This window comes from Azospirillum picis, from assembly GCF_017876115.1.
Classification (GTDB): Bacteria; Pseudomonadota; Alphaproteobacteria; order Azospirillales; family Azospirillaceae; genus Azospirillum; species Azospirillum picis.
Genome location: NZ_JAGINO010000003.1, coordinates 312,070 through 332,063, shown reverse-complemented (window position 1 = coordinate 332,063; position 19,994 = coordinate 312,070). Strand labels below are relative to the sequence as shown.

21 protein-coding genes are annotated in these 19,994 nt (G+C 67.1%); 11 read left to right on the top strand and 10 right to left on the bottom strand.

All coding sequences use genetic code 11. The features are described 5' to 3' along the window. Nucleotides 1-129: 129 nt before the first annotated feature. The 4 genes from rplI to rpsF form a co-directional block, all read right to left on the bottom strand. Nucleotides 130-693, bottom strand: a complete 564-nt coding sequence (gene rplI / locus J2850_RS06490) for a 50S ribosomal protein L9 (RefSeq protein WP_209979986.1) — start codon at nt 691-693, stop codon at nt 130-132. Then, complete coding sequence (locus J2850_RS06485) at nt 693-1,652, bottom strand: YybS family protein (protein WP_209979984.1); 960 nt, start codon at nt 1,650-1,652, stop codon at nt 693-695. Before J2850_RS06485 ends, rplI begins: the two co-directional genes overlap by 1 nt. 64 nt (nt 1,653-1,716) lie before the next feature. Continuing rightward, nucleotides 1,717-1,986, bottom strand: a complete 270-nt coding sequence (rpsR, locus tag J2850_RS06480) for a 30S ribosomal protein S18 (RefSeq protein WP_209979982.1) — start codon at nt 1,984-1,986, stop codon at nt 1,717-1,719. Continuing rightward, nucleotides 1,987-2,427 carry a 30S ribosomal protein S6 gene (rpsF, locus tag J2850_RS06475; RefSeq protein ID WP_209979980.1) on the bottom strand — a complete coding sequence of 147 codons (441 nt, stop codon included), beginning with the start codon at nt 2,425-2,427 and terminating at the stop codon, nt 1,987-1,989. Between the two features lie 417 nt (nt 2,428-2,844). Here rpsF and J2850_RS06470 point away from each other — a divergent pair, with 417 nt between their 5' ends. From J2850_RS06470 to J2850_RS06440, 7 genes are all read left to right on the top strand, one after another. After that, on the top strand, nt 2,845-3,831 hold the full coding sequence (locus tag J2850_RS06470; protein WP_209979979.1) for an acyltransferase family protein: 987 nt from the start codon (nt 2,845-2,847) through the stop codon (nt 3,829-3,831). 282 nt (nt 3,832-4,113) lie between these two features. Continuing rightward, a complete protein-coding gene (gene fabD / locus J2850_RS06465; RefSeq protein WP_209979977.1) occupies nt 4,114-5,055 on the top strand; it encodes an ACP S-malonyltransferase in 942 nt (313 codons plus the stop codon). Between the two features lie 25 nt (nt 5,056-5,080). Further along, nucleotides 5,081-5,818: a 3-oxoacyl-[acyl-carrier-protein] reductase gene (gene fabG / locus J2850_RS06460; RefSeq protein ID WP_209979976.1), complete on the top strand. Its 738-nt coding sequence runs from the start codon at nt 5,081-5,083 to the stop codon at nt 5,816-5,818. A gap of 173 nt (nt 5,819-5,991) precedes the next feature. Continuing rightward, nucleotides 5,992-6,231, top strand: coding sequence for an acyl carrier protein (locus J2850_RS06455; RefSeq protein WP_014247969.1), 240 nt, complete (start codon nt 5,992-5,994; stop codon nt 6,229-6,231). Between the two features lie 138 nt (nt 6,232-6,369). After that, nucleotides 6,370-7,632: a beta-ketoacyl-ACP synthase II gene (gene fabF, locus J2850_RS06450; protein WP_209979974.1), complete on the top strand. Its 1,263-nt coding sequence runs from the start codon at nt 6,370-6,372 to the stop codon at nt 7,630-7,632. 47 nt (nt 7,633-7,679) lie between these two features. Further along, the gene (gene mltG / locus J2850_RS06445; RefSeq protein ID WP_209979972.1) at nt 7,680-8,687 is read left to right on the top strand and encodes an endolytic transglycosylase MltG; all 1,008 of its coding nucleotides are present in this window, start codon (nt 7,680-7,682) and stop codon (nt 8,685-8,687) included. A gap of 100 nt (nt 8,688-8,787) precedes the next feature. Beyond that, nucleotides 8,788-9,102 carry a DUF2934 domain-containing protein gene (locus tag J2850_RS06440; protein ID WP_209979970.1) on the top strand — a complete coding sequence of 105 codons (315 nt, stop codon included), beginning with the start codon at nt 8,788-8,790 and terminating at the stop codon, nt 9,100-9,102. A gap of 31 nt (nt 9,103-9,133) precedes the next feature. Here the strand turns inward: J2850_RS06440 and J2850_RS06435 are convergent, their stop codons facing one another. Beyond that, nucleotides 9,134-9,373, bottom strand: a complete 240-nt coding sequence (locus J2850_RS06435; protein ID WP_209979968.1) for a hypothetical protein — start codon at nt 9,371-9,373, stop codon at nt 9,134-9,136. A 711-nt stretch (nt 9,374-10,084) separates the two neighbouring features. On the opposite strand from J2850_RS06435, the gene recG reads away from it, so the two are divergent. Then, nucleotides 10,085-12,166, top strand: a complete 2,082-nt coding sequence (recG, locus tag J2850_RS06430; protein WP_209979966.1) for an ATP-dependent DNA helicase RecG — start codon at nt 10,085-10,087, stop codon at nt 12,164-12,166. Here recG and J2850_RS06425 read toward each other — a convergent pair. Further along, entirely contained in the window at nt 12,118-12,873 is a 756-nt protein-coding gene (locus J2850_RS06425; protein WP_209979964.1) for a DUF502 domain-containing protein, read from the bottom strand. The two genes, recG and J2850_RS06425, sit on opposite strands and share 49 nt — an antisense overlap. Nucleotides 12,874-12,964: 91 nt before the next feature. Next, entirely contained in the window at nt 12,965-13,381 is a 417-nt protein-coding gene (locus tag J2850_RS06420; protein WP_211113800.1) for a hypothetical protein, read from the bottom strand. Nucleotides 13,382-13,591: 210 nt separating this feature from the next. On the opposite strand from J2850_RS06420, the gene J2850_RS06415 reads away from it, so the two are divergent. Beyond that, the gene (locus J2850_RS06415; protein ID WP_246512844.1) at nt 13,592-14,311 is read left to right on the top strand and encodes a Crp/Fnr family transcriptional regulator; all 720 of its coding nucleotides are present in this window, start codon (nt 13,592-13,594) and stop codon (nt 14,309-14,311) included. Nucleotides 14,312-14,727: 416 nt separating this feature from the next. On the opposite strand, the gene J2850_RS06410 is transcribed toward J2850_RS06415, so the two are convergent. Together J2850_RS06410 and J2850_RS06405 are read right to left on the bottom strand one after the other, a co-directional pair. Next, entirely contained in the window at nt 14,728-14,925 is a 198-nt protein-coding gene (locus J2850_RS06410) for a hypothetical protein (RefSeq protein WP_209979957.1), read from the bottom strand. 43 nt (nt 14,926-14,968) lie between these two features. Next, the gene (locus J2850_RS06405; RefSeq protein WP_209979955.1) at nt 14,969-15,163 is read right to left on the bottom strand and encodes a hypothetical protein; all 195 of its coding nucleotides are present in this window, start codon (nt 15,161-15,163) and stop codon (nt 14,969-14,971) included. 269 nt (nt 15,164-15,432) lie between these two features. On the opposite strand from J2850_RS06405, the gene hisE reads away from it, so the two are divergent. After that, nucleotides 15,433-15,831 carry a phosphoribosyl-ATP diphosphatase gene (gene hisE / locus J2850_RS06400; protein ID WP_209979952.1) on the top strand — a complete coding sequence of 133 codons (399 nt, stop codon included), beginning with the start codon at nt 15,433-15,435 and terminating at the stop codon, nt 15,829-15,831. A 68-nt stretch (nt 15,832-15,899) separates the two neighbouring features. Here the strand turns inward: hisE and J2850_RS32205 are convergent, their stop codons facing one another. Then, on the bottom strand, nt 15,900-17,519 hold the full coding sequence (locus tag J2850_RS32205) for a sensor histidine kinase (protein ID WP_307354062.1): 1,620 nt from the start codon (nt 17,517-17,519) through the stop codon (nt 15,900-15,902). Between the two features lie 676 nt (nt 17,520-18,195). On the opposite strand from J2850_RS32205, the gene J2850_RS06390 reads away from it, so the two are divergent. Continuing rightward, on the top strand, nt 18,196-19,959 hold the full coding sequence (locus J2850_RS06390) for a sensor histidine kinase (RefSeq protein ID WP_209979947.1): 1,764 nt from the start codon (nt 18,196-18,198) through the stop codon (nt 19,957-19,959). Nucleotides 19,960-19,994 lie beyond the last annotated feature (35 nt).

Sequence of the window (19,994 nt, the reverse complement as noted above, 5' to 3'; positions counted from 1 at the left end):
GCGCGCAAACGCTCACGGGCCGGGAATGCGAAAAGCCGCCCGGCCCCGGACGGGGCGGGCGGCTTTCGGACGAGCGGTGCGACGATGCAGCGGCGCCGGCTATCCGGTCGCCGCTGCGGGGCAGGGCGGTCAGCCCTGCTCCTCTTCGGTCGCGGTCTCTTCGACGAAGGTCTCTTCTTCCTCGTCGTCGTCGCGCAGGTCGGCGGCGGTGATCATGCCACCGCGCTGGGCCTGCAGTTCGGCCTCTTCGGCCGACCGGGCGACGTTCACCGTGACGGTGATCGACACTTCCGGATGCAGGACGACGCGCAGCTTGAACAGCCCCAGCGTCTTGATCGGGGTGTCGATCTGGACCTGCTTGCGGTCGACCGAATAGCCGGCCGCGGTCAGGGCATCGGCGACGTCGCGGGTGGTCACCGAACCGTAGAGCACGCCGGTCTCGGCGGCCTGGCGGATGACGACCACCGTCACGTCGGTCATCTTGCCGGCGACCTGCTCGGCGTCCTTGCGGCGCTCGAGGTTCATCGCCTCAAGGTGGGCCTTCTGCTTCTCGAAGACCGCCAGGTTCGCCTTGGTGGCGCGCATGGCCTTCTTCTGCGGCAGCAGATAGTTGCGGGCGAAGCCGGGCCGAACCTTCACGACCTGGCCCATCTGGCCGAGCTTCTCGACCCGCTCCAGCAGAATAACTTCCATCACTCGTCCTCCTGACCGGGGGCCGCGGGGGAAAACCGGCGGCGCAGCCCGATCCATTGCTCGATCATGCCCAGGCCGACCAAAAGCAGGATCGGCCACCCGAAGAGAAACAGCATCATGTAGAAGCCGACCAGGATCAGCGTGCGTGCCGACCGCCGGCTGGCGACTACATGGACCACCGAAAGCCCGGCGAAGGCGAACGGTACCGCCAGGATCAGCGCCAGATTGACCGCCAGGAACCCTGCGGTTCCCGGTGCGGCCGTCGCCGCCAGGACCGACACCGCGAACAGCGGTGCCAGCCAGTTCGGCAACTCCAGCTCTGCCAGGCGCATCGCGGGACGCCGGTTGCGGCCGAACCGCATCAGCGCCCCCTGCGCCAGCACTGCGTTGACGATGGTCATGACAAGCCATGACACCGCCACCAGTCCCGGCAGGATGGCAGCCACCCAGAAATCCGCGGGATCCGGGGCCTCCTGGCCCTGCATGCGGAACGCCGGCTCGAAAATCCGGGCCAGCGTCTGACGCATCATTCCTTCCAGCCCGCCGGGCTGGTCGAACGTCAGGATCACCGCGGCGAGCAGCGCCGCCACCCCCAGCCCGGTCAGGCCCATCAGGACCCGTCCGGGCGGATACCATTCGAGGTTTCCATCCTCGCGCAGGCGCGCCAGCAGGGACTGCCGGACCACCAGGATGGCCGGGGCAGCCCCGGTCACCAGGTAGGACAATCCCACCAGCGCGCTGCCGGAGGTTCCCATGAACACCGATGCACCGCCGGCAAGGCCGGCAAGCACGACGGCGGGCGTCCCGAGCCACAGCCCCGTCAGGAACAATGGCAACGGAGCCAGGTAGCCCAGGATCAGCGCACCCATACCGCCGAACATCACCGACAGGTAGAAGGCCGCGCTGACCAGACCGCCGCCGACGGCGACCACCACCGGCAGGGCCGGACCCAGGGCCATTGGGAACCCCTTGAGAAACCTTCCTTGAGAAACCGTCGCCGAAGATATTCGGCCGTTGCCGGGCTTACTTCACCACGTAGGGGAGAAGGGCCAGGAAACGGGCGCGCTTGATGGCGCGGGCCAGCTCACGCTGCTTCTTCGTCGAGACCGCGGTGATGCGGCTCGGGACGATCTTGCCGCGCTCGGAGATGAAGCGCGACAGCAGCTTGACGTCCTTGTAGTCGATCGCCGGAGCGTTCGCGCCGGAGAACGGGCAGGTCTTGCGGCGGCGGAAGAACGGGCGACGGGCACCGCCGGTGCGGGCCGGAGCGGCCGTGGTCTGCTTGTCGCTCATTTACGCGGTCTCCCCTTCGGCGGCGGCAACGTTTTCCTGGCGGCGCGGCGGACGCGGGCCGCGGTCGTCGAAGCGGCGCGGACCGCGGTCGCCGCGCTCACCGCGCTCGCCACGCTCGTTGCGGCTCTGCATCATCGCCGACGGGTTCGCATCGAGGCTGTCGACGCGGACGGTCATGAAGCGCAGGACGTCTTCGCTGATGGTCATGTTCCGCTCCATCTCGGCGACGGCGGCGGCCGGCGCGTCGATGTTCAGCAGGGTGTAATGACCCTTGCGGTTCTTCTTGATCTTGTAGGTGAGGGTCTTCAGACCCCAGTACTCGTTCTTGGCGATCGTGCCGCCGTTGTCACGGACGATCTGCGAGAACTGCTCGGTGAGCTGCTCGGCCTGGGCGGCCGAGATGTCCTGGCGTGCGATCAGCACGCACTCGTAAAGTGCCATTGCACTCCCCATGGCTGTTCATGGTCCGGCGCTGGGTCAGATCCCTCATGGATCGGGTCAGCCGCCCGGGCCTAGCCGACGGCGGACCGCCGGCAAGGAGTTATGAAGCGGCGCAGTATGCACAGGCCGGCCGGGGTAGCAAGGGAAATTAGGGACAGCTCCAGCGCGATCGAAACGGCGCGGGTGGAGGGGATGGGGAGCGTCGCGGCCGGCCCCCTTTGGCCAGCTCGGCCTCTGCTGGGTAACGCCAGCGCCACCTCGGCTATCGCTCAGGATAAAGTTGCTCCACATTTGAACCAAGTGCAATCCAGAGCTGCGATTGCCATGTTGCGCTGGTCGCCACCGGCAACGCTCCCGCTGGGGCGGGGCCGGGCAGCCATCGCAACCGGCGCCACGGCGGCGCCTGGGGGGAAGATCATGCGCAACACCGCGTTGCCATACAATGTCGTGGAGTTGAGGGGGCTGGCCTGCATCCTGCTGGTCGCCTATCACGTGGTCGGGATCCCCGGATCGGGCATGCAGGTGTCCGACGGGTCGATCTACCGCTATGCGACGGACAGCTTCGAGCTGATCCGCATGCCGCTCTTCACCTTCATCTCCGGCCTGGTCTACGCCCTGAAGCCGGCGCGGGCAGACCAGCTTTCGACCTTCTTCCTGAAGAAGCTGCGGCGCCTGGGCCTGCCGTTCCTGCTGGTATCTGCGGCCTTCTACCTGCTGCAAACCAAGACGCCGGGCGCCCATGCCACCGGCGCTCCCGACTCGATGTGGCAGATCTATGTCTTCCCCTATGCGCATTTCTGGTACCTGCAGGCGCTGTTCCTGATCTTCGCCGCGGTCGGCCTGCTCGACGCCCTGCGGCTGATCGAGCGGCCGCTCGGATTCGCCCTGGCCATGGCCGCCGCCGTTGCCGCCTGCCTGACGGTCCATACCGAAGCCAACGTCTTCTCGGTGAACGAGGCGTGCTTCCTCTTCCCGCATTTCCTGCTCGGTGTCGGCGTCACGCGCTTCCGTTCGCTGGTGCCGGTGCGGGCGCTGCTGGGGGTGGCCGGCGTGGCGCTGGGGCTCGGGGTGGCACTGCACCAGGCGTCGCTGTGGGGGCTTCTGCCGCATTTCGGCTGGAACAGCAGCGTCGCGCTGCTGTGCGGCATGGGCGGCGCCGTGACACTGCTCCACGCCATGCCGCACAGCCGGACCTTCCGGACCGTCGGCAAGTCGTCCTACGCGATCTATCTCTACCACGCGATGTTCGCCGCGGCGGCGCGGGTGGTGCTTCACAAGCTGGGGGCCGGGGACGGCCTCGTCTTCTGCGCGGCGCTGCTGGCCGGCATCGCCGGGCCGATGGTGCTGGAGGCGCTGGCCCAGCTCCGGCCCTGGTCGCGGGCGGCGCTGGTGGGCAAGGCGTAGCCGCGCCGGTCCTCTGCTGAACATCCTTTGCCGAACATCGGGGGCGTTCCAAGACCGGACGCCCCCGCTTCATGAGCCGGACAGCAGCCGCCCACGTACAACGCCGGTGAAACGGCGCTTTTTTTCCGGGCTTCCGACTTTATTCGTACCTTTTTATCGCCGGTCCGGCGCGTTGGTCATCGCGCATCGCTTGACTTGCCCAAAAGTGAGGGTATGACTGTCGCCCAATCCATGGTGCCGCCGCAGGGGGCGGGGCGCTTTCATCCAGGGTTTCATCGAAGCATGACCAGGGCGTTCGTCTTTCCGGGGCAGGGCAGCCAGGCCGTCGGCATGGGCCGCGAACTCGCCGAGGCGTTCGAAGTCGCTCGTCACACCTTCGAAGAGGTTGACGACGCGCTGAACCAGCGGCTGTCGCGCCTGATGGCCGAAGGGCCGGAAGCCGACCTGACCCTGACCGAGAACGCGCAGCCGGCCCTGATGGCGGTCAGCATCGCGGTGATGCGGGTGCTGGCGAGCGAGGGCGGGGTCGACCTGTCCAAGCATGCCGCCTTCGTCGCCGGCCATTCGCTGGGCGAGTATTCCGCGCTCTGCGCCGCCGGCGCCTTCACCCTGGCCGACACCGCGCGCCTGCTGAAGCTGCGCGGGCAGGCCATGCAGAAGGCCGTGCCGGTCGGGCAGGGCGCCATGGCTGCCCTGCTGGGCGCCGACCTGGAGCAGGCGCAGGCGATCGCCGACGATGCGGCCCAGGGCGAGGTCTGCAGCATCGCCAACGACAATTCGGCCGGCCAGGTGGTGATTTCCGGCAGCGCCGACGCCATCGACCGCGCGATCACGCTGGCGGCGGAGCGCGGCCTGAAGCGCTCGGTCCGCTTGCCGGTGTCGGCGCCCTTCCATTGCGCGCTGATGCAGCCGGCCGCCGACGCCATGGCCGAGGCGCTGGCCGCCGTCACCATTTCGGCGCCGGTCGTGCCGGTGGTCGCCAACGTCACCGCCGCGGCGGTGTCCGACCCCAACGCCATCCGCCGCCTGCTGGTGGAGCAGGTGACGGGCATGGTGCGCTGGCGCGAATGCGTGCTCTTCATGAAGGAGCAGGGGGTGGAGCGGCTGGTCGAGGTCGGGTCGGGCAAGGTGCTGGCCGGATTGACCAAGCGCATCGACAAGGACCTGACGGCGATGTCGGTCGGCGCGCCGGCGGACGTCGAGTCGTTCCTGAAGACCCTCTGATACGAACAGCCTCGTGAGGCCATCCATGTTTGATCTGACCGGCAAGTCGGCCCTCGTCACCGGCGCGTCCGGCGGCATCGGTGCGTCGATCGCCCGTGCCCTGCATGCCCGCGGCGCCAGCGTCGCCCTGTCCGGCACCCGCGTCGCCCCTCTGGAGGCCCTGGCCGCCGAACTGGGCGAGCGCGCCTTCGTGGTGCCCGGCAACCTCGCCGATGCCGCGGCGACCGAACAGCTTGCCAAGGATGCCGAGGCGGCGCTGGGCAAGATCGACATCCTGGTGAACAACGCCGGGCTGACCCGCGACCAGATCGCGATGCGCATGAAGGACGAGGATTGGCAGGCCGTCATCGACGTCAACCTGACCGCCGCCTTCCGGCTGTCGCGCGCCGCGATGCGCGGCATGATGAAGCGCCGTTGGGGCCGCATCGTCAACATCACGTCGGTCGTCGGCGTCACCGGCAATCCGGGCCAGGCCAACTATGCCGCGTCGAAGGCCGGCCTGATCGGCATGTCGAAGGCCCTTGCCGCCGAGCTCGCCTCGCGCAACATAACCGTTAACTGCGTCGCGCCGGGGTTCATCACCACGGCCATGACCGACGCCCTGAACGACGAGCAGAAGCAGAAGCTGCTCCCCGCCATTCCGGCCGGCCGCATGGGCCAGCCGGAGGAGATCGCCGCCGGGGTCGTGTACCTCGCGAGCGACGAGGCCGCCTACGTCACAGGCCAGACGCTGCACATCAACGGCGGCATGGCCATGATCTGACGGCGGTATCGCCACAGGTGAAGAGCGACACCAGCCACGCCCGCGCGGGCGCTGGTCAAGGCTGTCGAAATGTGTTATCGGACGGGGCTTTTCGCGGCAGGACGGCACGTTCTTCGCGTGTTGCTCCGACCGGATTATCCCGAGCGGTTTCAAGGATTGGAAGGTCTTAAAAGATGAGCGACATCGCCGAGCGCGTGAAGAAGATCGTTGTGGACCACCTGGGTGTCGAGGAGTCGAAGGTGGTGGAGAACGCCTCCTTCATCGACGATCTGGGCGCCGACAGCCTCGACACCGTCGAGCTGGTCATGGCCTTCGAGGAGGAGTTCGGTGTCGAGATCCCGGACGACGCCGCCGAGAAGATCCTGTCGGTGAAGGACGCCATCGACTTCATCAAGGCCAACGCCGCCGCCTGATCGGGCCGCGGGCGTTAGCCCCCGAGGGCCAGGCGAGCCGCCGCACACCACCGATCGGGTGCTGAGCGACGCGGGGCCTGGCCGTCGACGACACCGTCGTCGACGAGTTTGTGCGAGGAAAGGTCAAGGAACAGCCTCATGAGACGTGTCGTCGTCACCGGCCTCGGACTGGTCACGCCGCTGGGTGTCGGCCATACGCTGAACTGGGAGCGGCTGATTTCCAGTCAATCGGGAATCCGCGCGATCACGAGGTTCGACGCCTCCGACCTGGCCTCCAAGGTCGCCGGGCAGGTCCCGCGCGGCACCGGCGACGGCGATTTCGACGCCGACGCCTTCGTGCCGCCGAAGGACCAGCGCAAGATGGATGACTTCATCATCTTCGCCATCGCCGCGGCGCACGAAGCCATCAAGGATTCCGGCTGGGCTCCCCAGACCGACGAGGAACGCGAGCGGACCGGCGTCATGGTCGGGTCCGGCATCGGCGGCCTTCCGGGCATCGCCGACGGTGCGGTCACCCTGCACGAAAAGGGTCCCCGCCGGCTGTCGCCCTTCTTCATCCCGGCCTGCCTGATCAATCTGGCCTCCGGCCACATCTCGATCCAGCACGGCTTCAAGGGTCCCAACCATGCGGTCGTCACCGCCTGCTCGACCGGCGCGCACGCCATCGGCGATGCCGCCCGTCTGATCATGCTGGATGATGCCGACGTCATGATCGCCGGCGGCACCGAGGCGGCCGTCAGCCGTCTGGGCGTCGGCGGTTTCGCCGCCATGCGCGCGCTGTCCACCAACTTCAACGACACGCCCGAGAAGGCGTCGCGCCCGTACGACAAGGACCGCGACGGCTTCGTCATCGGCGAGGGCGCCGGCGTCGTGGTGCTGGAGGAGCTGGAGCACGCCAGGAAGCGCGGCGCCACCATCTATGCCGAGGTCGTCGGCTACGGCATGTCGGGCGACGCCCACCACATCTCCGCCCCGGCGGAGGATGGCAACGGCGGCTTCCGGGCGATGCGCAACGCGCTGAAGCGTGCCGGCCTCGCCCCGTCGGACATCGACTACGTCAACGCCCACGGGACATCGACGCCGCTCGGCGACGAGATCGAACTGGGCGCCGTGCGGCGCCTGTTCGGCGAGTCCATGGACAAGCTTGCCATGTCCTCCACCAAGTCGGCGATCGGCCATCTGCTGGGCGCCGCCGGTGCGGTCGAGGCGATCTATTCGATCAAGGCGATCAACCACGGCGTCGTTCCCCCGACGCTCAATCTGGAAAACCCGTCCGAGAGCTGCCAGGGCGCGAATCTGGTGCCGAAGGTCGCGCAGGAGCGCCGCGTGCGCGCGGCCCTGTCGAACTCCTTCGGCTTCGGCGGCACCAACGCGTCGCTGGTGTTCAAGGAATTCGTGTGAGCCGGTTCCGAGCGCCGCCAGGGGCGGCGGCGTCGAAGAGGTGAGTGATGGGCTGGGGTCTCCGGATCGTTGCGGGGACGCTGGCCCTTGCGGTCGGCTCCGCGGTGGGAATCGGCTATTGGGGGTTCGAGCGCTACACGGCGTCCGGACCGCTTGAGCAGCCGGAAGCCGTCGTCGTGCCTCGCGGCAGCGGGCTGGAGGCCATTGCCATCACGCTCGGCGACGCCGGGGTGATCGGCTCGCCCCTGGTCTTCGTCGCGGCGGCCAAGCTGACCGGCTCCTTTCGTGACCTGAAAGCCGGCGAGTACCAGTTTCCGGCGGGCATCAGCATCGAAGGCGTCCTGGAGCAGATGCGCCAGGGCCGGACCGTCGTCCGCCGTTTCACGGTACCGGAGGGGCTCACCGCCGCGCAGGTGGTGGCCCTGCTGGCACACGAAACCGCCCTGACCGGGGACATCGCCAAACCGCCCAAGGAAGGCTCCCTGCTGCCGGAGACCTACCATTACTCCTACGGCGACAGCCGGGCCGCGCTGGTCGAGCGCATGCAGGCGGCGATGAGCAAGACGCTGTCGGAAGCCTGGGCGGAGCGCGATGCCAATCTGCCGCTGGAAACGCCGCAGCAGGCGCTGACGCTGGCCTCGATCGTCGAGAAGGAAACCGGAATCGCCACCGAGCGGCCGAAGGTCGCAGGCGTCTTCGTCAACCGGCTGGAAGCGGGGATGAAGCTGCAGTCCGATCCGACGGTGATCTATGCGCTGACCGACGGCGGCGGCGAGCTTGGCCGGGCCTTGACCCGCAACGACTGGAAAACCGACTCGCCCTACAACACCTACCAGGTGAACGGCCTGCCGCCGGGACCGATCGCCAATCCGGGCAAGGCGTCCATCCAGGCGGTCATGAAGCCGGAGCGCCACGACTTCCTGTATTTCGTTGCCGACGGCACCGGCGGACATGTGTTCGCGAAGTCGCTGTCCGACCACAACCGCAACGTAGCCAAATGGCGGGAGTTCCAACAGAACCGCCAGCCGGACCATGGCGAATCGTCATCGGAGTGATGGCCGATCGCCGATAACGTTCCGCTTGGTTGCACGCCTCCCGGTTTTTCGACAGTCTTTGCACCGCGGCAACGCGTGCACAAACGAGATGGGGAGTGTGATGGGCGTGGATAACGAGCAGCGCATCCGTGAACGCGCTTACGCGATCTGGCTGGACGAGGGTTGTCCGCACGGCAGGGATTCGGAACATTGGCTCCGGGCCGAGCAGGCACTCGCCGACGATGCCGCTGGTCTTCCCGACCTGTCGCCAGTGGTCGCGGAGGTGAAGGCGCCGCGCAAGGCGGCCGCACCGAAGACGGTCGCGCCAAAGGCAGCCGGCCCGTCCAAGAGCGTCAAGGCCGAGGAACCGGCAGTCGCCGCGGCTGAGCCCCCCAAGGCGCGCAAACCGCGTGTTCGCAAGACGGTGACGGCCTGAGGGCCGTCACAAGGTTCCCCACCCGCGCCGCTCAGGCGGCGTTGGAAGCCGGCGACAGCGACATGTTGGAGATGACCATCACGCCGGCGGTCGAACCGTAGGACTTGCGGGCGTCGCGCATCCGTTCCAGCGACTCCAGCAGGCTTTCGGCGGCGAAGCCGGGCGTCAGTGCCGCCAATTCCTGCTCCGTCAAGTCGATGAAGGCGTCCAGCAGGCGCGCGTGGATGCGGCTGGCCTTGCGAACCTCGTCGGCGACCTTTTGTGCGGGCATGAATAGCTCCCTTGGTGTCGGGTGGATGTAAATCGTTGATAGGGCGTCTTTCGGGGATCAAGCGTTCCCGCGGGTGGATTAAGCGTCCATCAAGGTTAAAAGAACTTTAAATGCCATATAAATCCGTCTGGGATTAAGAATTACCACTTCGGATACTTGAACAGGCATTGTCGCCGTCGCGGTGATCCGCGAACGGCGCCGTCGGCGTTTCTGCCGCCACGCCTCCGCTTCAAACGGGCCGCAGCCTGTGGATGCGGTCCTATCCCAAGCGCAGGACCGCGGGCTTCATGAACCCGATTTCATGGTCGGGTCAGGTTCGGGACAGGGGTCGACGGCTATGGTCATAACCGTGACGCGGTCGGGCCAGCCCCCCTGAAACACCGGCCGGTCATCCAGAGCGTCTTCTCTTCTGGTGTCTCTTCCCGATGGTCCCCTGCCATCGGACAGTAGCGTCCGGGCCTCCCGTTTGCCTCCGGACGAAACCTCTCGGCGGAGTGCGCCGGCGGCCGTCATCCGGCCGACGTTGCCCCCCACCCAAGGCCGCCGGTCCCGGCGCGCTCCGCCGTCCCTTCTCCCGAAGCTCCCCGACGATCCTCGCAGGCGCATGCCCCTGGCCCCCGGTCCGGCGGTGGGATCGAGGAGCGGCTTGACGCCGAAGCCGCCAACCGGCTTTCTGTGGATCATCCAAGGCTTTGCAATAGCGTCCCGCCCGTGCGCCCTGCCATCCTGTTCCCGCTTTTCAAACCGGTCACAGCACTTCCCGGCCTCGGTCCCCGGTTGGGCAAGCTGGTGGAGAAGCTGGCCGGCGCCCATGTCGTCGACCTGTTGTGGCATCTGCCCTGCGGCATCGTCGACCGCCGTTTCTCGCCCAGGATCGCCGATGCCCCCCACGGGCGGATCGCCACGCTCACGGTGCGCATCGATTCGCACGCCCCGCCGTTGAACTCGCGCCATCCCTACAAGATCCGCTGCACCGACGAGACCGGCGTGCTTGAGCTGGTCTATTTCCATGTGCGCGGCGACTGGCTGTCCAAGCAGATCCCGTCAGGCTCGACCATGGTGGTGTCGGGAAAGGTCGAGTGGTTCAACGACACCGCCCAGATCACCCATCCCGACGCCGTCGTCCCGGTCGATTCCAAGGATGAACTGGAACTGGTCGAGCCGGTCTATCCCATGACCGCCGGCCTCCCTGCCAAGACGTTGCGCAAGGCGGTTCGCGCGGCGCTGACCGAGGTTCCGGAGCTTGCCGAATGGCAGGATGCCGCCTGGCTGGCCCGCCGCAACTGGCCGCGCTGGGACGAGGCGCTGAAGCGCGCCCATACGCCGGACGACGAGGCCGACCTGGCCGCCACCTCGCCGGGCCGCTCGCGCCTCGCCTACGACGAGCTGTTGGCCAACCAGCTCGCGCTGATGCTGGTCCGGGCCAGCCAGCGGCGTCTGGCCGGCCGGGTGACGCGGGGGGACGGTGCCAGGCGGCAGGCGGCGCTGGCGGCGCTGCCCTTCGCCCTGACGGGCTCCCAGGCGGCGGCGCTGGAGGAGATCTACGCCGATATGGCGGCGGAGCGGCGCATGCTGCGGCTGCTGCAGGGCGACGTCGGCAGCGGCAAGACGGTCGTGGCGCTGATGGCCATGCTGAACGCGGTCGAGGCGGGCGGCCAGGCGGCACTGATGGCGCCGACGGAAATCCTTGCCCGCCAGCATGCCGAGAGCCTGGCGCCGCTCTGCAGGGCCGCCGGCGTCGAGATCGGGCTGTTGACCGGCCGCGACAAGGGCAAGGCCCGGCAGGCACTGCTCGACCGCCTGGCGTCGGGCGAACTGCCGCTGCTGATCGGCACCCACGCCCTGTTCCAGGAGGATGTCGCCTTCAAGGATCTGGCGCTGGCGGTGATCGACGAGCAGCACAGGTTCGGCGTGCACCAGCGTCTGCAATTGTCCGGCAAGGGGCGGGCCGTCGACGTCCTGGTGATGACGGCGACGCCGATTCCGCGCACGCTGACGCTCACCGCCTATGGCGACATGGACGTGTCCCGCCTGACCGAGAAGCCGGCGGGCCGCAAGCCGGTGCAGACCGTGACCATCGCGCTCGACCGACTGGAGGAAGTGGTCCTCGGCATCCGCCGCAAGGTCGCGGAAGGCGCGCGGGTCTACTGGGTCTGCCCGCTGGTCGACGAATCCGAACAGACCGACCTGGCGGCGGCCACCGAACGGCACGCGTTTCTGCGGGCGAGCTTCGGCGATCGCGTCGGCCTGGTCCACGGTAAGATGCGCGGCCCGGACAAGGACGCCGTGATGGCGGCCTTCGCGGCCGGCAGCCTCGACGTGCTGGTGGCGACCACGGTGATCGAGGTCGGCGTGAATGTGCCCGAGGCGACGGTGATGGTGATCGAGCATGCCGAACGGTTCGGCTTGGCGCAGCTTCACCAGTTGCGCGGCCGGGTCGGTCGCGGCGAGAAGCCGTCGAGCTGCCTGCTGCTGTTCGAATCGAACCTGACCGAGACGGCGCGGGCACGCCTGAAGACCCTGCGCGACACCGAGGACGGCTTCGTCATTGCCGAGGAGGACCTGCGGCTCCGCGGCGCCGGCGAGGTGCTCGGCACCCGCCAGTCGGGACTGCCAGGCTTCCGACTGGCCGATCTGGCGGTGCATGGGGAGTTGCTGGCCGTCGCCCGCGACGACGCGCGGCTGGTGGTGGAGCGCGACCCCGACCTGGTCAGCCCGCGCGGCCAGGCACTGCGGACCCTGCTTTACCTGTTCGAGCGCGAGGCAGCGGCCAAGACCTTGCGTTCCGGCTGATCCTCTTCGACCAGCGCCGGCCGGCGGTCGGGCGGAACGACGATGCCGCCCGACATCACCAGCTTCAGCCCGTCCTCGACCGTCATGTTGAGAACCGTGACGTCACGCCGCGGCATCATCGCCAGGTAGCCGGCGGTGGGCGGTGCGCAGGGGATGAAGACGTTGACGAACTCGTCACCATGGCCGCCCAGTTGTGCCTGCACCTCGGGATGGGCGCTGCCGGTGATGAACCCCAGCGACCAGACACCGGGACGCGGATACTGCACCACCACCACCTCGCGGAAGGCGTTGGATTTCTTGGCGAGCACTGTCTCGAAGATCTGCTTGACCGCGCCGTAGACGGACCGGACCACCGGCATGCGCCCGACGACCCCTTCGCCGACCCCGAGCACGAGCCGGCCGACATAGCCGGCGGCGAAAGCGCCGATCAGCGTGACCACCACGATCACCACCAGCACGCCGATGCCGGGGATCGAGAAGGGCAGGTAGTTTTCGGGATTGTAGGCGCTGGGGATGAAGGGCCGGATATAGCCGTCGATCAGCGAAACGACCCACCACGCGATATAGGCGGTGATGGCGATCGGTGCCGTGACCAGGATGCCGGCGAGAAAATAGGCGCGCAGGCGCCCGATCAGCCCGATGCCTTCACGTCGGGGGCGCACCGGTTCCAAATCCTGGCCGGCCTTGTCCGTCTGATCGCCGCTCACGCCTGTCCATCCGCTGAGAGTCCGCCGGCGCCATAGTGGGGCAAGCGCGGGTCTTGCTCAACCGCGCTGTGCGCTCCGATGGGATGCCGGCTTATCCGAGAAGGGCGCTGGTCAGCGCGCAGAGCAGGGTGACCGCGCCGGCGATGGCGGCACCATCGACGTGGTTGGGAAAGGCGCCCCAGAACTCCTCCTTGGAGAGCGGTTCCGGTGCGTCGAATTCGTCCATCGACAGGCCGGCGGCCATGCCGCCGCAGGTGCGCTCGGCAATGGCGCCGGACAGGTGGGCCATGGCGACGGCGAGATAGCAGAACTTCGTGAAGTCCAGGAGGAAGTCGAGCGTGCCGCTCGCCTCGCCCAGCGGCGTCATGGTGAAGCCGGTGGCGGCGACCGTGCTCGCCATGGCGATCGATGCGGCCAGGGGGATCAGGGCTACGGAAAGCAGGCGCTGCGCGTCGACGCTGCGGGCGGTGGGCACGGCGAGGAAACGGGAAACGGACGAGCGGAACATGGACGGCTCTCCAGCGGAGAAAGGGATGGTCGTCTGTGTGGCGTCGGTCCCTTCTCCTCCCTCTGCGTTAACGGAGGGTTGACACCGGCCAATGGTCACATGTCCTTCCACCTTTGCGCAGGTCGGGCTATCCTGCCGCCCAGGTTTGTCCAGGGCGGAGGCGGAAACGGTCCCGTGGTGAGAGCCCAACCGTCAAAACCGGAGGCTGCCTTGCTCCCGGACCCGCAAGCCGGCGGCCAGACCGGCAGCCTGGAACACATCGCGCTGCTGCGGCCGCTGTCCGCTGAGCAGCGGGCTGCCGTCGCCCGCCAATGCCGTTGGCGCCGCTTCGCCTCCGACGAGCAGATCATCGACCATTGGGCCGATACGCAAGACGTGGCATTCATCGTCGAAGGGCGGGTCCGGGTTCTCAGCCACTCCGCGGGTGGACGCGAGATCAGTTTCACCGACATAGACGCGGGCGAACTCGTTGGCGAGATGTCGGCGCTCGACGGCCGCCCGCGGTCGGCCTCGGTGGTGGCGCTGGGGGAGGGGGCGCTTCTCGCCTTCCTGCCGGCGAGGCCCTTCCGCGACCTCGTCAGCGGCCATCCGGAGCTCGGGCTGGCGGTGATGCTTCGGCTCTGCGACAAGCTGCGGGGCGCCACGGACCGGATCATGGACCTGTCGACGCTGGGCGCCAACAACCGGGTTCATGCGGAACTGCTCCGCCTGGCGCGACGGGGCAGGCGGCAAGGGGCGGCGGCGATCATCGCGCCGATCCCCGTTCATTCGGACATCGCCGCCCGTGTCAGCACCACGCGCGAAACGGTTGCCAGGGTGATGAGCGACCTGACGCGCGATGGCCTGCTGCAGCGGCGCGCGGACGCGCTGGTGGTGTGTGATCTGCAGGAATTGGAAAGGCTGGTCGCGGAGGTGCGCGGTGCGCCATGATGGTCGGGAGCGGTTGCCCCGTCCGGCGGCCGCTGCGCCGGCCTAGACCTGCACCGCCGACTTCGCGGCTGATGACGCCATGCGAGGCACCGGAGGCCGAGGCACTCGGCAGTATGGCGACTGGATCCGGGCGGGGACGGAACGACGCGAGTCGTCGTACTGAAAGCGTAGTCAGGGGCGGCGTCGCACGGCAGGCGGGCAGCATCCGCATGTCCGCTCCGCGGCGGCGGGCAGCCGCATGCGTGGCCGGGCCGGCGATCGGTCCGGGCAGGGTACTCCCCACCACTGGAACCGGGGCAGGGGAGCCGGGGCGGCGGATCCGGGAATGGAAACGGAAAAGGCCGCGGCGGCCCGGTTGAACGGACTGAACCGCGGTTGCCTTTTCTTGAAGTCCGGCGGCGCCGGGAGCGTCGGCATCAATGACGCAGGGCGCGTGCCAGGATCGCGATCGGCGTCGCCCGCATCCAATCGGCCAACAGACTGCCGACGGGGCGGACGAGCAGAGCCGCCGGGGTGGCCTCGAACCAGTCGGCGACGAAGGTGCCGACGCCATGGGTGGGGGAAGCCTCGTGCCGGATGTGGTGATCGCCGTGATGAAGGCTGAGCATGCTCATGATGCGGCTCCTCGAACGGAATGCGGTGGCTGGCCGGATGGGATCAATGCTTCGACAGGTTCAGGAGAATTCCCACCGGCGTGGCGGCGATCCATTCGCGCAGGAAGGCAGCGGCGGGACGCAGAACCAGATAAGCCGGGGTGGCTTCGAACCAGGCGACCGTGAACTCGCCGACCGCATGCGAAACGCCGGCGGAGGAATGGTCGTTGGAACCGGATTGGAAAGTGGTGGTGGTCATCGTCTGTCTCCATCGTGCTGTTGAGAAGACTATATACTGGTATACCCAATGCCAAATACGCCGTCTCTGCATTGCAGGAAGCCGCAAAAATTACAGCTACCAAGAGGTTTTCCATTTCAGAAAATCTCGAAGACATATTGTTTATGACGCGAACATTTGAGGGTGTTCGGTGGATTGAGGGCCGCGCGTACCGACCGGCGCTGCGTCCGGGCTCGGCGGAGAGAAATCGATCTCTTGACAGGGTGGGCTGAAAAAACGACTTCACGTCGATGGTTCAGTACATAGGCCCCGACCCGCTCCGCAGTCTCTATGACGCCGTGCAGACCCTGCGCCGCGAGCCGTCCGCCCTGCCCGATGGGTCGCGCACAGCCAAGCTGCTCGCCCAGGGGCGTGCGCGCATGGCCCGCAAGGTGGGGGAGGAGGCCATCGAAGTGGCGATCGAGGCCATGCGCGGCGACCGCACTGCGCTTGTGATGGAAGCGGCCGACCTCTTCTACAATCTCGTTGTCCTGCTGGCAGACCTCGACATCTCACCCGATGAGATCCTGGCCGAACTGAGGCGTCGCGAGATCGCTTTCGGCATTGCCGAGAAGCTGCCCAAGTCGGATGAGGGCACGGCGTCCACGGTGGCGCCGACGAACGGTGTCGGGAAACGCGCCAAGCGCTGAGCGGTTCTGCCGTGTTCCGCCGTCCGGTCCGCGCAGTGTGACGGGAAACCCGCCGGTCGCGGCCCCGGTCACTCGGCCTCCGGCTCCCGGGCGAAGACCAGTTCGAACAGCGTGCCCCCGGTGCAGGTGAACCGGTACTCGCCGTGGATCTGCCGGGAAAAGGCGCGGATCAGATCCATCCCCATCGACCGCCGCCCGCCGGGGCCGGCCGGGACCGGCGACCCGGTGCCGACGCCGTCGTCCTCGATGGTCAGGCGCAGGGTTTCGCCTTCGGACCGGACGGTGATCGTGATGCTCCCGGACGGCCGGTCGGCGAAGGCATGCTTGAAGGCATTCGATACCACCTCGTTCAGGATCAGCGCGAAGGGAACGATCCGGTTCAGGTCGAGGCTGACCGCTTCGACTCTGTGATGGATCGTCACTTCCCGGCCGGGGCGGCGATGAAAACTGCGGAGGTGATCGGCCAGCGCCTCGATGAAGCTGTCGAGCCGCACCGCGGAGTCGCCGGTCGATCGATAAATCTGTTCGTGGATCAGGCCCATGGTGTTGATCCGCGTCAGGGCTTCGCTGAAGGGACCCTCCAGTTCCGGCGAGCGCTGGGCCTGCAGCTCCAGAAGGCTGAGGATGACCTGAAGGTTGTTCTTCACGCGGTGATGGATGTCGCGCAGGAGCACCTCCTTTTCCGCAAGCGCGCGGTCGAGGTGGCGCGTGCGTTCGGCGATGCGGCTTTCCAGGGCCTCGTTCACTCGCCGCAGCGCCACCTGGGCCCTCGCGGCGCGGCCGGCATGGCGCAGTGCCACGCTGCCAAGCAGGACCAGGAGGAGGATCGATGGAAATGCGAACAGGGCATAAGGTTCTATCCGGTCGCGCCAAGCCTCCTCGACCGACGCGAGGTCGGTGCCGTAAACCACATAGACCGGCAGGTTCGGCACTTTCCGGCGGGCGAGGATGCGATCGACCCCATCGAACGGCATGACGGCCCGGACGATGCCATGGTCGGCGGCGGCGGTGACGAGATCGGGGAAGCGGCCGATGTCCACGGCGTCCGCCGGAGCGTTCTGCGGCTCGCGCACCAGCACCTCGCCGTTCTCGCGCAGCAGCATGACGATGTCCCGCGGGCTGTAGAGGATCGACCTGTAGAAGTCCGCGAAGTTGCCGGGCAGCAGCGATAGCTGCGCCACGCCCTGGAAGCGGTGGTCGGCGGTCTCCATCCGCCGGCTGAGCGTGAAGAACACTTCCGGCAATATCTTGCCGGTGAGGCGCGGGCCGACGTGGATGCTGTCGCCTTGGACGATATGAGCCTGGAAATATTCACGGTCGGCGGCCGAAAGCGGCCGGATCGGCCATTCCAGGCTGCTTACCCTGATGCGGCCCGTCTCATCGATGAGCCAGTAGGATTGGACCTCCGGCATATCGGCAGCCATCGCCTTCAGGCGCTGGTGCAGCAGCGGCGACCGGTCGACGCTGTCCCATCCGAGGTCGTCGATCATCCATTCGATGTGCGACAGCGTGGCGGCGTGGATGCCGAGCGTCTTCGCCGCATGCTCCTCCAGCACCCGCGCGATGGCGATGCTGCGGTCGGTCGCCTCCTCCAGCACCTGACGGCGGTATTGGTGGGCGGCGATCGCCAGTAGCGACGCCGTCAGCCCGACAGCCACCGCCAGCAGGGCCATGACCGCCGGAGACACCGCCTGGCGTCCCCCCAAGGGCTTTACCGGACGTCGGGCCGCGTCGGCGATCCCCGACGCCGGTTCCGTCGGCGGGCGGGCCGCTTCCGAGCCAGAAACCTTCCGCAGCACGGGGGGCTCATGATCGAAACCGGAAGGATTCATGTGGCCGAGCGGTCCTACCCCGAATGTCTCATCCCGGAAACATCATAAACTGACGCCATCCCCGCGTCACCCGTACAAGCATTCACTGCTTTTCCTTCAAATCCATATCACGGAACGAGACGTTCTTCTTCTCGATTGGAACGTTCGATGCCCGCATGATGTTCCCATGGATTGGTGAAAACATTCCGTGGGGAACGAAAATTTTCACAAGATATGGAGAATGGGTTCTGAAGACTTGGCGGGATTGGCGAAGATGACCTTCATAGCAGAAGAGCAAAATTGGAGGGGCGCCAACAAAAGTCCTCAAGAATATAGGAAGCATGCCACGCGTGATTGAACGCATGATTGCGGATAATGTCAGAAGAATATCAATGAGAGCGATGCTGGTTTAAAAGGAAACAAGATAAAGTAAGATGCGACAAATTGAAACGGATCTGGTGACGCTATCGGATCGACCTTGGAAGTCGAACCGCGGGATGGTTCTATTGAACCCGACGGCGTGAAGGGAAACGCCGCTTTGGGGGCATCGGCAATGGCTGGATCGGGTTCGGAGCTGGACGACGAGCTGCTGTTCGGACCGGACGACGGCTCGGTGCCAGCCGAACCTTCCCGACCGACCGGCGCTCCTCCGTGGCCGGTGCTGGTGGTGGACGACGACCCTCAGGTCCATGCCATGACGGCCGTGCTGCTGCGCGACTTCGATTTCGACGGCCGCCCGTTCGAGGTGATCAGCGCCCTGTCGGCGGAGGAAGCCAAAGCCGTTCTGGCAGTGCGGGCCGACCTGCCGGTGGCCCTGCTCGACGTGGTGATGGAAACCGAGGATGCGGGGCTGCGGCTGGTCCGGCATATCCGCGAGGACCTGGGCAACCAGCGCATGCGGATCATCCTGCGCACAGGGCAGCCGGGCCAAGCGCCGGAACGTGACATCATCGTCGGTTACGACATCAACGACTACAAGGCGAAGAGCGAACTGACCGCCCAGCGGCTGTTCACCACGCTGGTCAGCGCGCTCCGTTCCTGGCGCGACATCGTGACCATCGAGCGCAACCGTCTCGGGCTTGAGCGCATCCTCAGCGCGTCCTCCTCGCTGTTGGAACTGCGGTCGATGCGGCTCTTCATCAAAGGGCTGGTGGAGCGGATCGCGGGTATCGTCGACCACGGGAACCAGCCGGCGGTGCTGGCCTGCCGGCGCGTCGAGGGGAGAGATGGCCGCCTGACGGAGGTGGTCGCCGGCACGGGCCGTTTCTCCGGTGCCGTCGGCTTGCCGGTTGCCGAGGTGCTGCCCGACGCGGCGGCCGACATAGAGACGGCGCTGTGCAGCCAGCAGGCTGTTTATGGCACCAGCCACTGTCTCCTGGTCGTCCGCACGCGCGAGCACGGCGTGACCGTGCTCTGGCTGGAGCGGGCGGAGCCTTACACCGGCGACGAGCATCGACTGCTCGATCTGTTCTGCAGCCGGATGGCTACCGCCTTCGACAATGTCTGCCTCTATGAGGAGTTGGTGACGCTTAACCGTTCGCTGGAGCAGCGGGTGGCGGAGCGCACGAGCGAGTTGGCCGTGAACCAGCAGGCGCTGATCCTGGCCAAGGAGCGGGTCGAACGGGCGCTGGAGCGCGAACTGCTGGCCCGTGACAACCAGCGCCAGTTTCTCGGCATGGTCAGCCATGAGTTTCGTACGCCGCTGGCGATCATCGACAGCGCCGCCCAACTCCTGGCGATGCGGGCGGGACAGGTCGGTCCGGAAATGCTGGAGCGGCTCGCGGTGATCCGCGGAAGCGTCCAGCGCCTGACCGGGCTGATCGACTCCCATCTCACCGACGACCGGCTGCAAAGCGATGCGTTGGTGCTCGAACGCAGCGAGGTGGACCTGCCTGCCTTGATCGACGGCATCGTCCAGCCCTTCCGGGTCGCCTATCCCGACCGCCAGTTCCAGGTCGACCTCGGGCGGCTGCCGGCGACGGTGGAGGCCGACGAGCATCTGGTCAGCCTGGTGCTGAGCAACCTCGTCAACAACGCGATCAAGTTCTCCGGACGGCATTCGCCGATCCTGCTCCGCGGCGATGTCGACGGCGCCATGGCGGTGATCGACGTCACCGACCAGGGTCGCGGCATTCCACAGCAGGAAATCCCGCGGCTGTTCGACCGCTTCTTCCGGGGATCGGGCGCGACCGGGGTCCCCGGCACCGGGATCGGTTTGCACACGGTACAGCAGATCATCATGCTGCATGGCGGTGCCGTTACCGTCGACAGCGTCGTCGGCAAGGGCTCCACTTTCCGGATCATGCTGCCGGCCTGACGGCGGGACGGGCATGGTCCGTGTTGGAAAGGCGG

Bases quoted from the DNA above. Each gene is read 5' to 3' on its own strand.
- rplI (WP_209979986.1), bottom strand. From the start codon at position 693: ATGGAAGTTATTCTGCTGGAGCGGGTCGAGAAGCTCGGCCAGATGGGC.
- J2850_RS06485 (WP_209979984.1), bottom strand. From the start codon at position 1,652: ATGGCCCTGGGTCCGGCCCTGCCGGTGGTGGTCGCCGTCGGCGGCGGT.
- rpsR (WP_209979982.1), bottom strand. From the start codon at position 1,986: ATGAGCGACAAGCAGACCACGGCCGCTCCGGCCCGCACCGGCGGTGCC.
- rpsF (WP_209979980.1), bottom strand. From the start codon at position 2,427: ATGGCACTTTACGAGTGCGTGCTGATCGCACGCCAGGACATCTCGGCC.
- J2850_RS06470 (WP_209979979.1), top strand. From the start codon at position 2,845: ATGCGCAACACCGCGTTGCCATACAATGTCGTGGAGTTGAGGGGGCTG.
- fabD (WP_209979977.1), top strand. From the start codon at position 4,114: ATGACCAGGGCGTTCGTCTTTCCGGGGCAGGGCAGCCAGGCCGTCGGC.
- fabG (WP_209979976.1), top strand. From the start codon at position 5,081: ATGTTTGATCTGACCGGCAAGTCGGCCCTCGTCACCGGCGCGTCCGGC.
- J2850_RS06455 (WP_014247969.1), top strand. From the start codon at position 5,992: ATGAGCGACATCGCCGAGCGCGTGAAGAAGATCGTTGTGGACCACCTG.
- fabF (WP_209979974.1), top strand. From the start codon at position 6,370: ATGAGACGTGTCGTCGTCACCGGCCTCGGACTGGTCACGCCGCTGGGT.
- mltG (WP_209979972.1), top strand. From the start codon at position 7,680: ATGGGCTGGGGTCTCCGGATCGTTGCGGGGACGCTGGCCCTTGCGGTC.
- J2850_RS06440 (WP_209979970.1), top strand. From the start codon at position 8,788: ATGGGCGTGGATAACGAGCAGCGCATCCGTGAACGCGCTTACGCGATC.
- J2850_RS06435 (WP_209979968.1), bottom strand. From the start codon at position 9,373: ATGCCCGCACAAAAGGTCGCCGACGAGGTTCGCAAGGCCAGCCGCATC.
- J2850_RS06420 (WP_211113800.1), bottom strand. From the start codon at position 13,381: ATGTTCCGCTCGTCCGTTTCCCGTTTCCTCGCCGTGCCCACCGCCCGC.
- J2850_RS06410 (WP_209979957.1), bottom strand. From the start codon at position 14,925: ATGAGCATGCTCAGCCTTCATCACGGCGATCACCACATCCGGCACGAG.
- J2850_RS06405 (WP_209979955.1), bottom strand. From the start codon at position 15,163: ATGACCACCACCACTTTCCAATCCGGTTCCAACGACCATTCCTCCGCC.
- hisE (WP_209979952.1), top strand. From the start codon at position 15,433: ATGGTTCAGTACATAGGCCCCGACCCGCTCCGCAGTCTCTATGACGCC.
- J2850_RS06390 (WP_209979947.1), top strand. From the start codon at position 18,196: ATGGCTGGATCGGGTTCGGAGCTGGACGACGAGCTGCTGTTCGGACCG.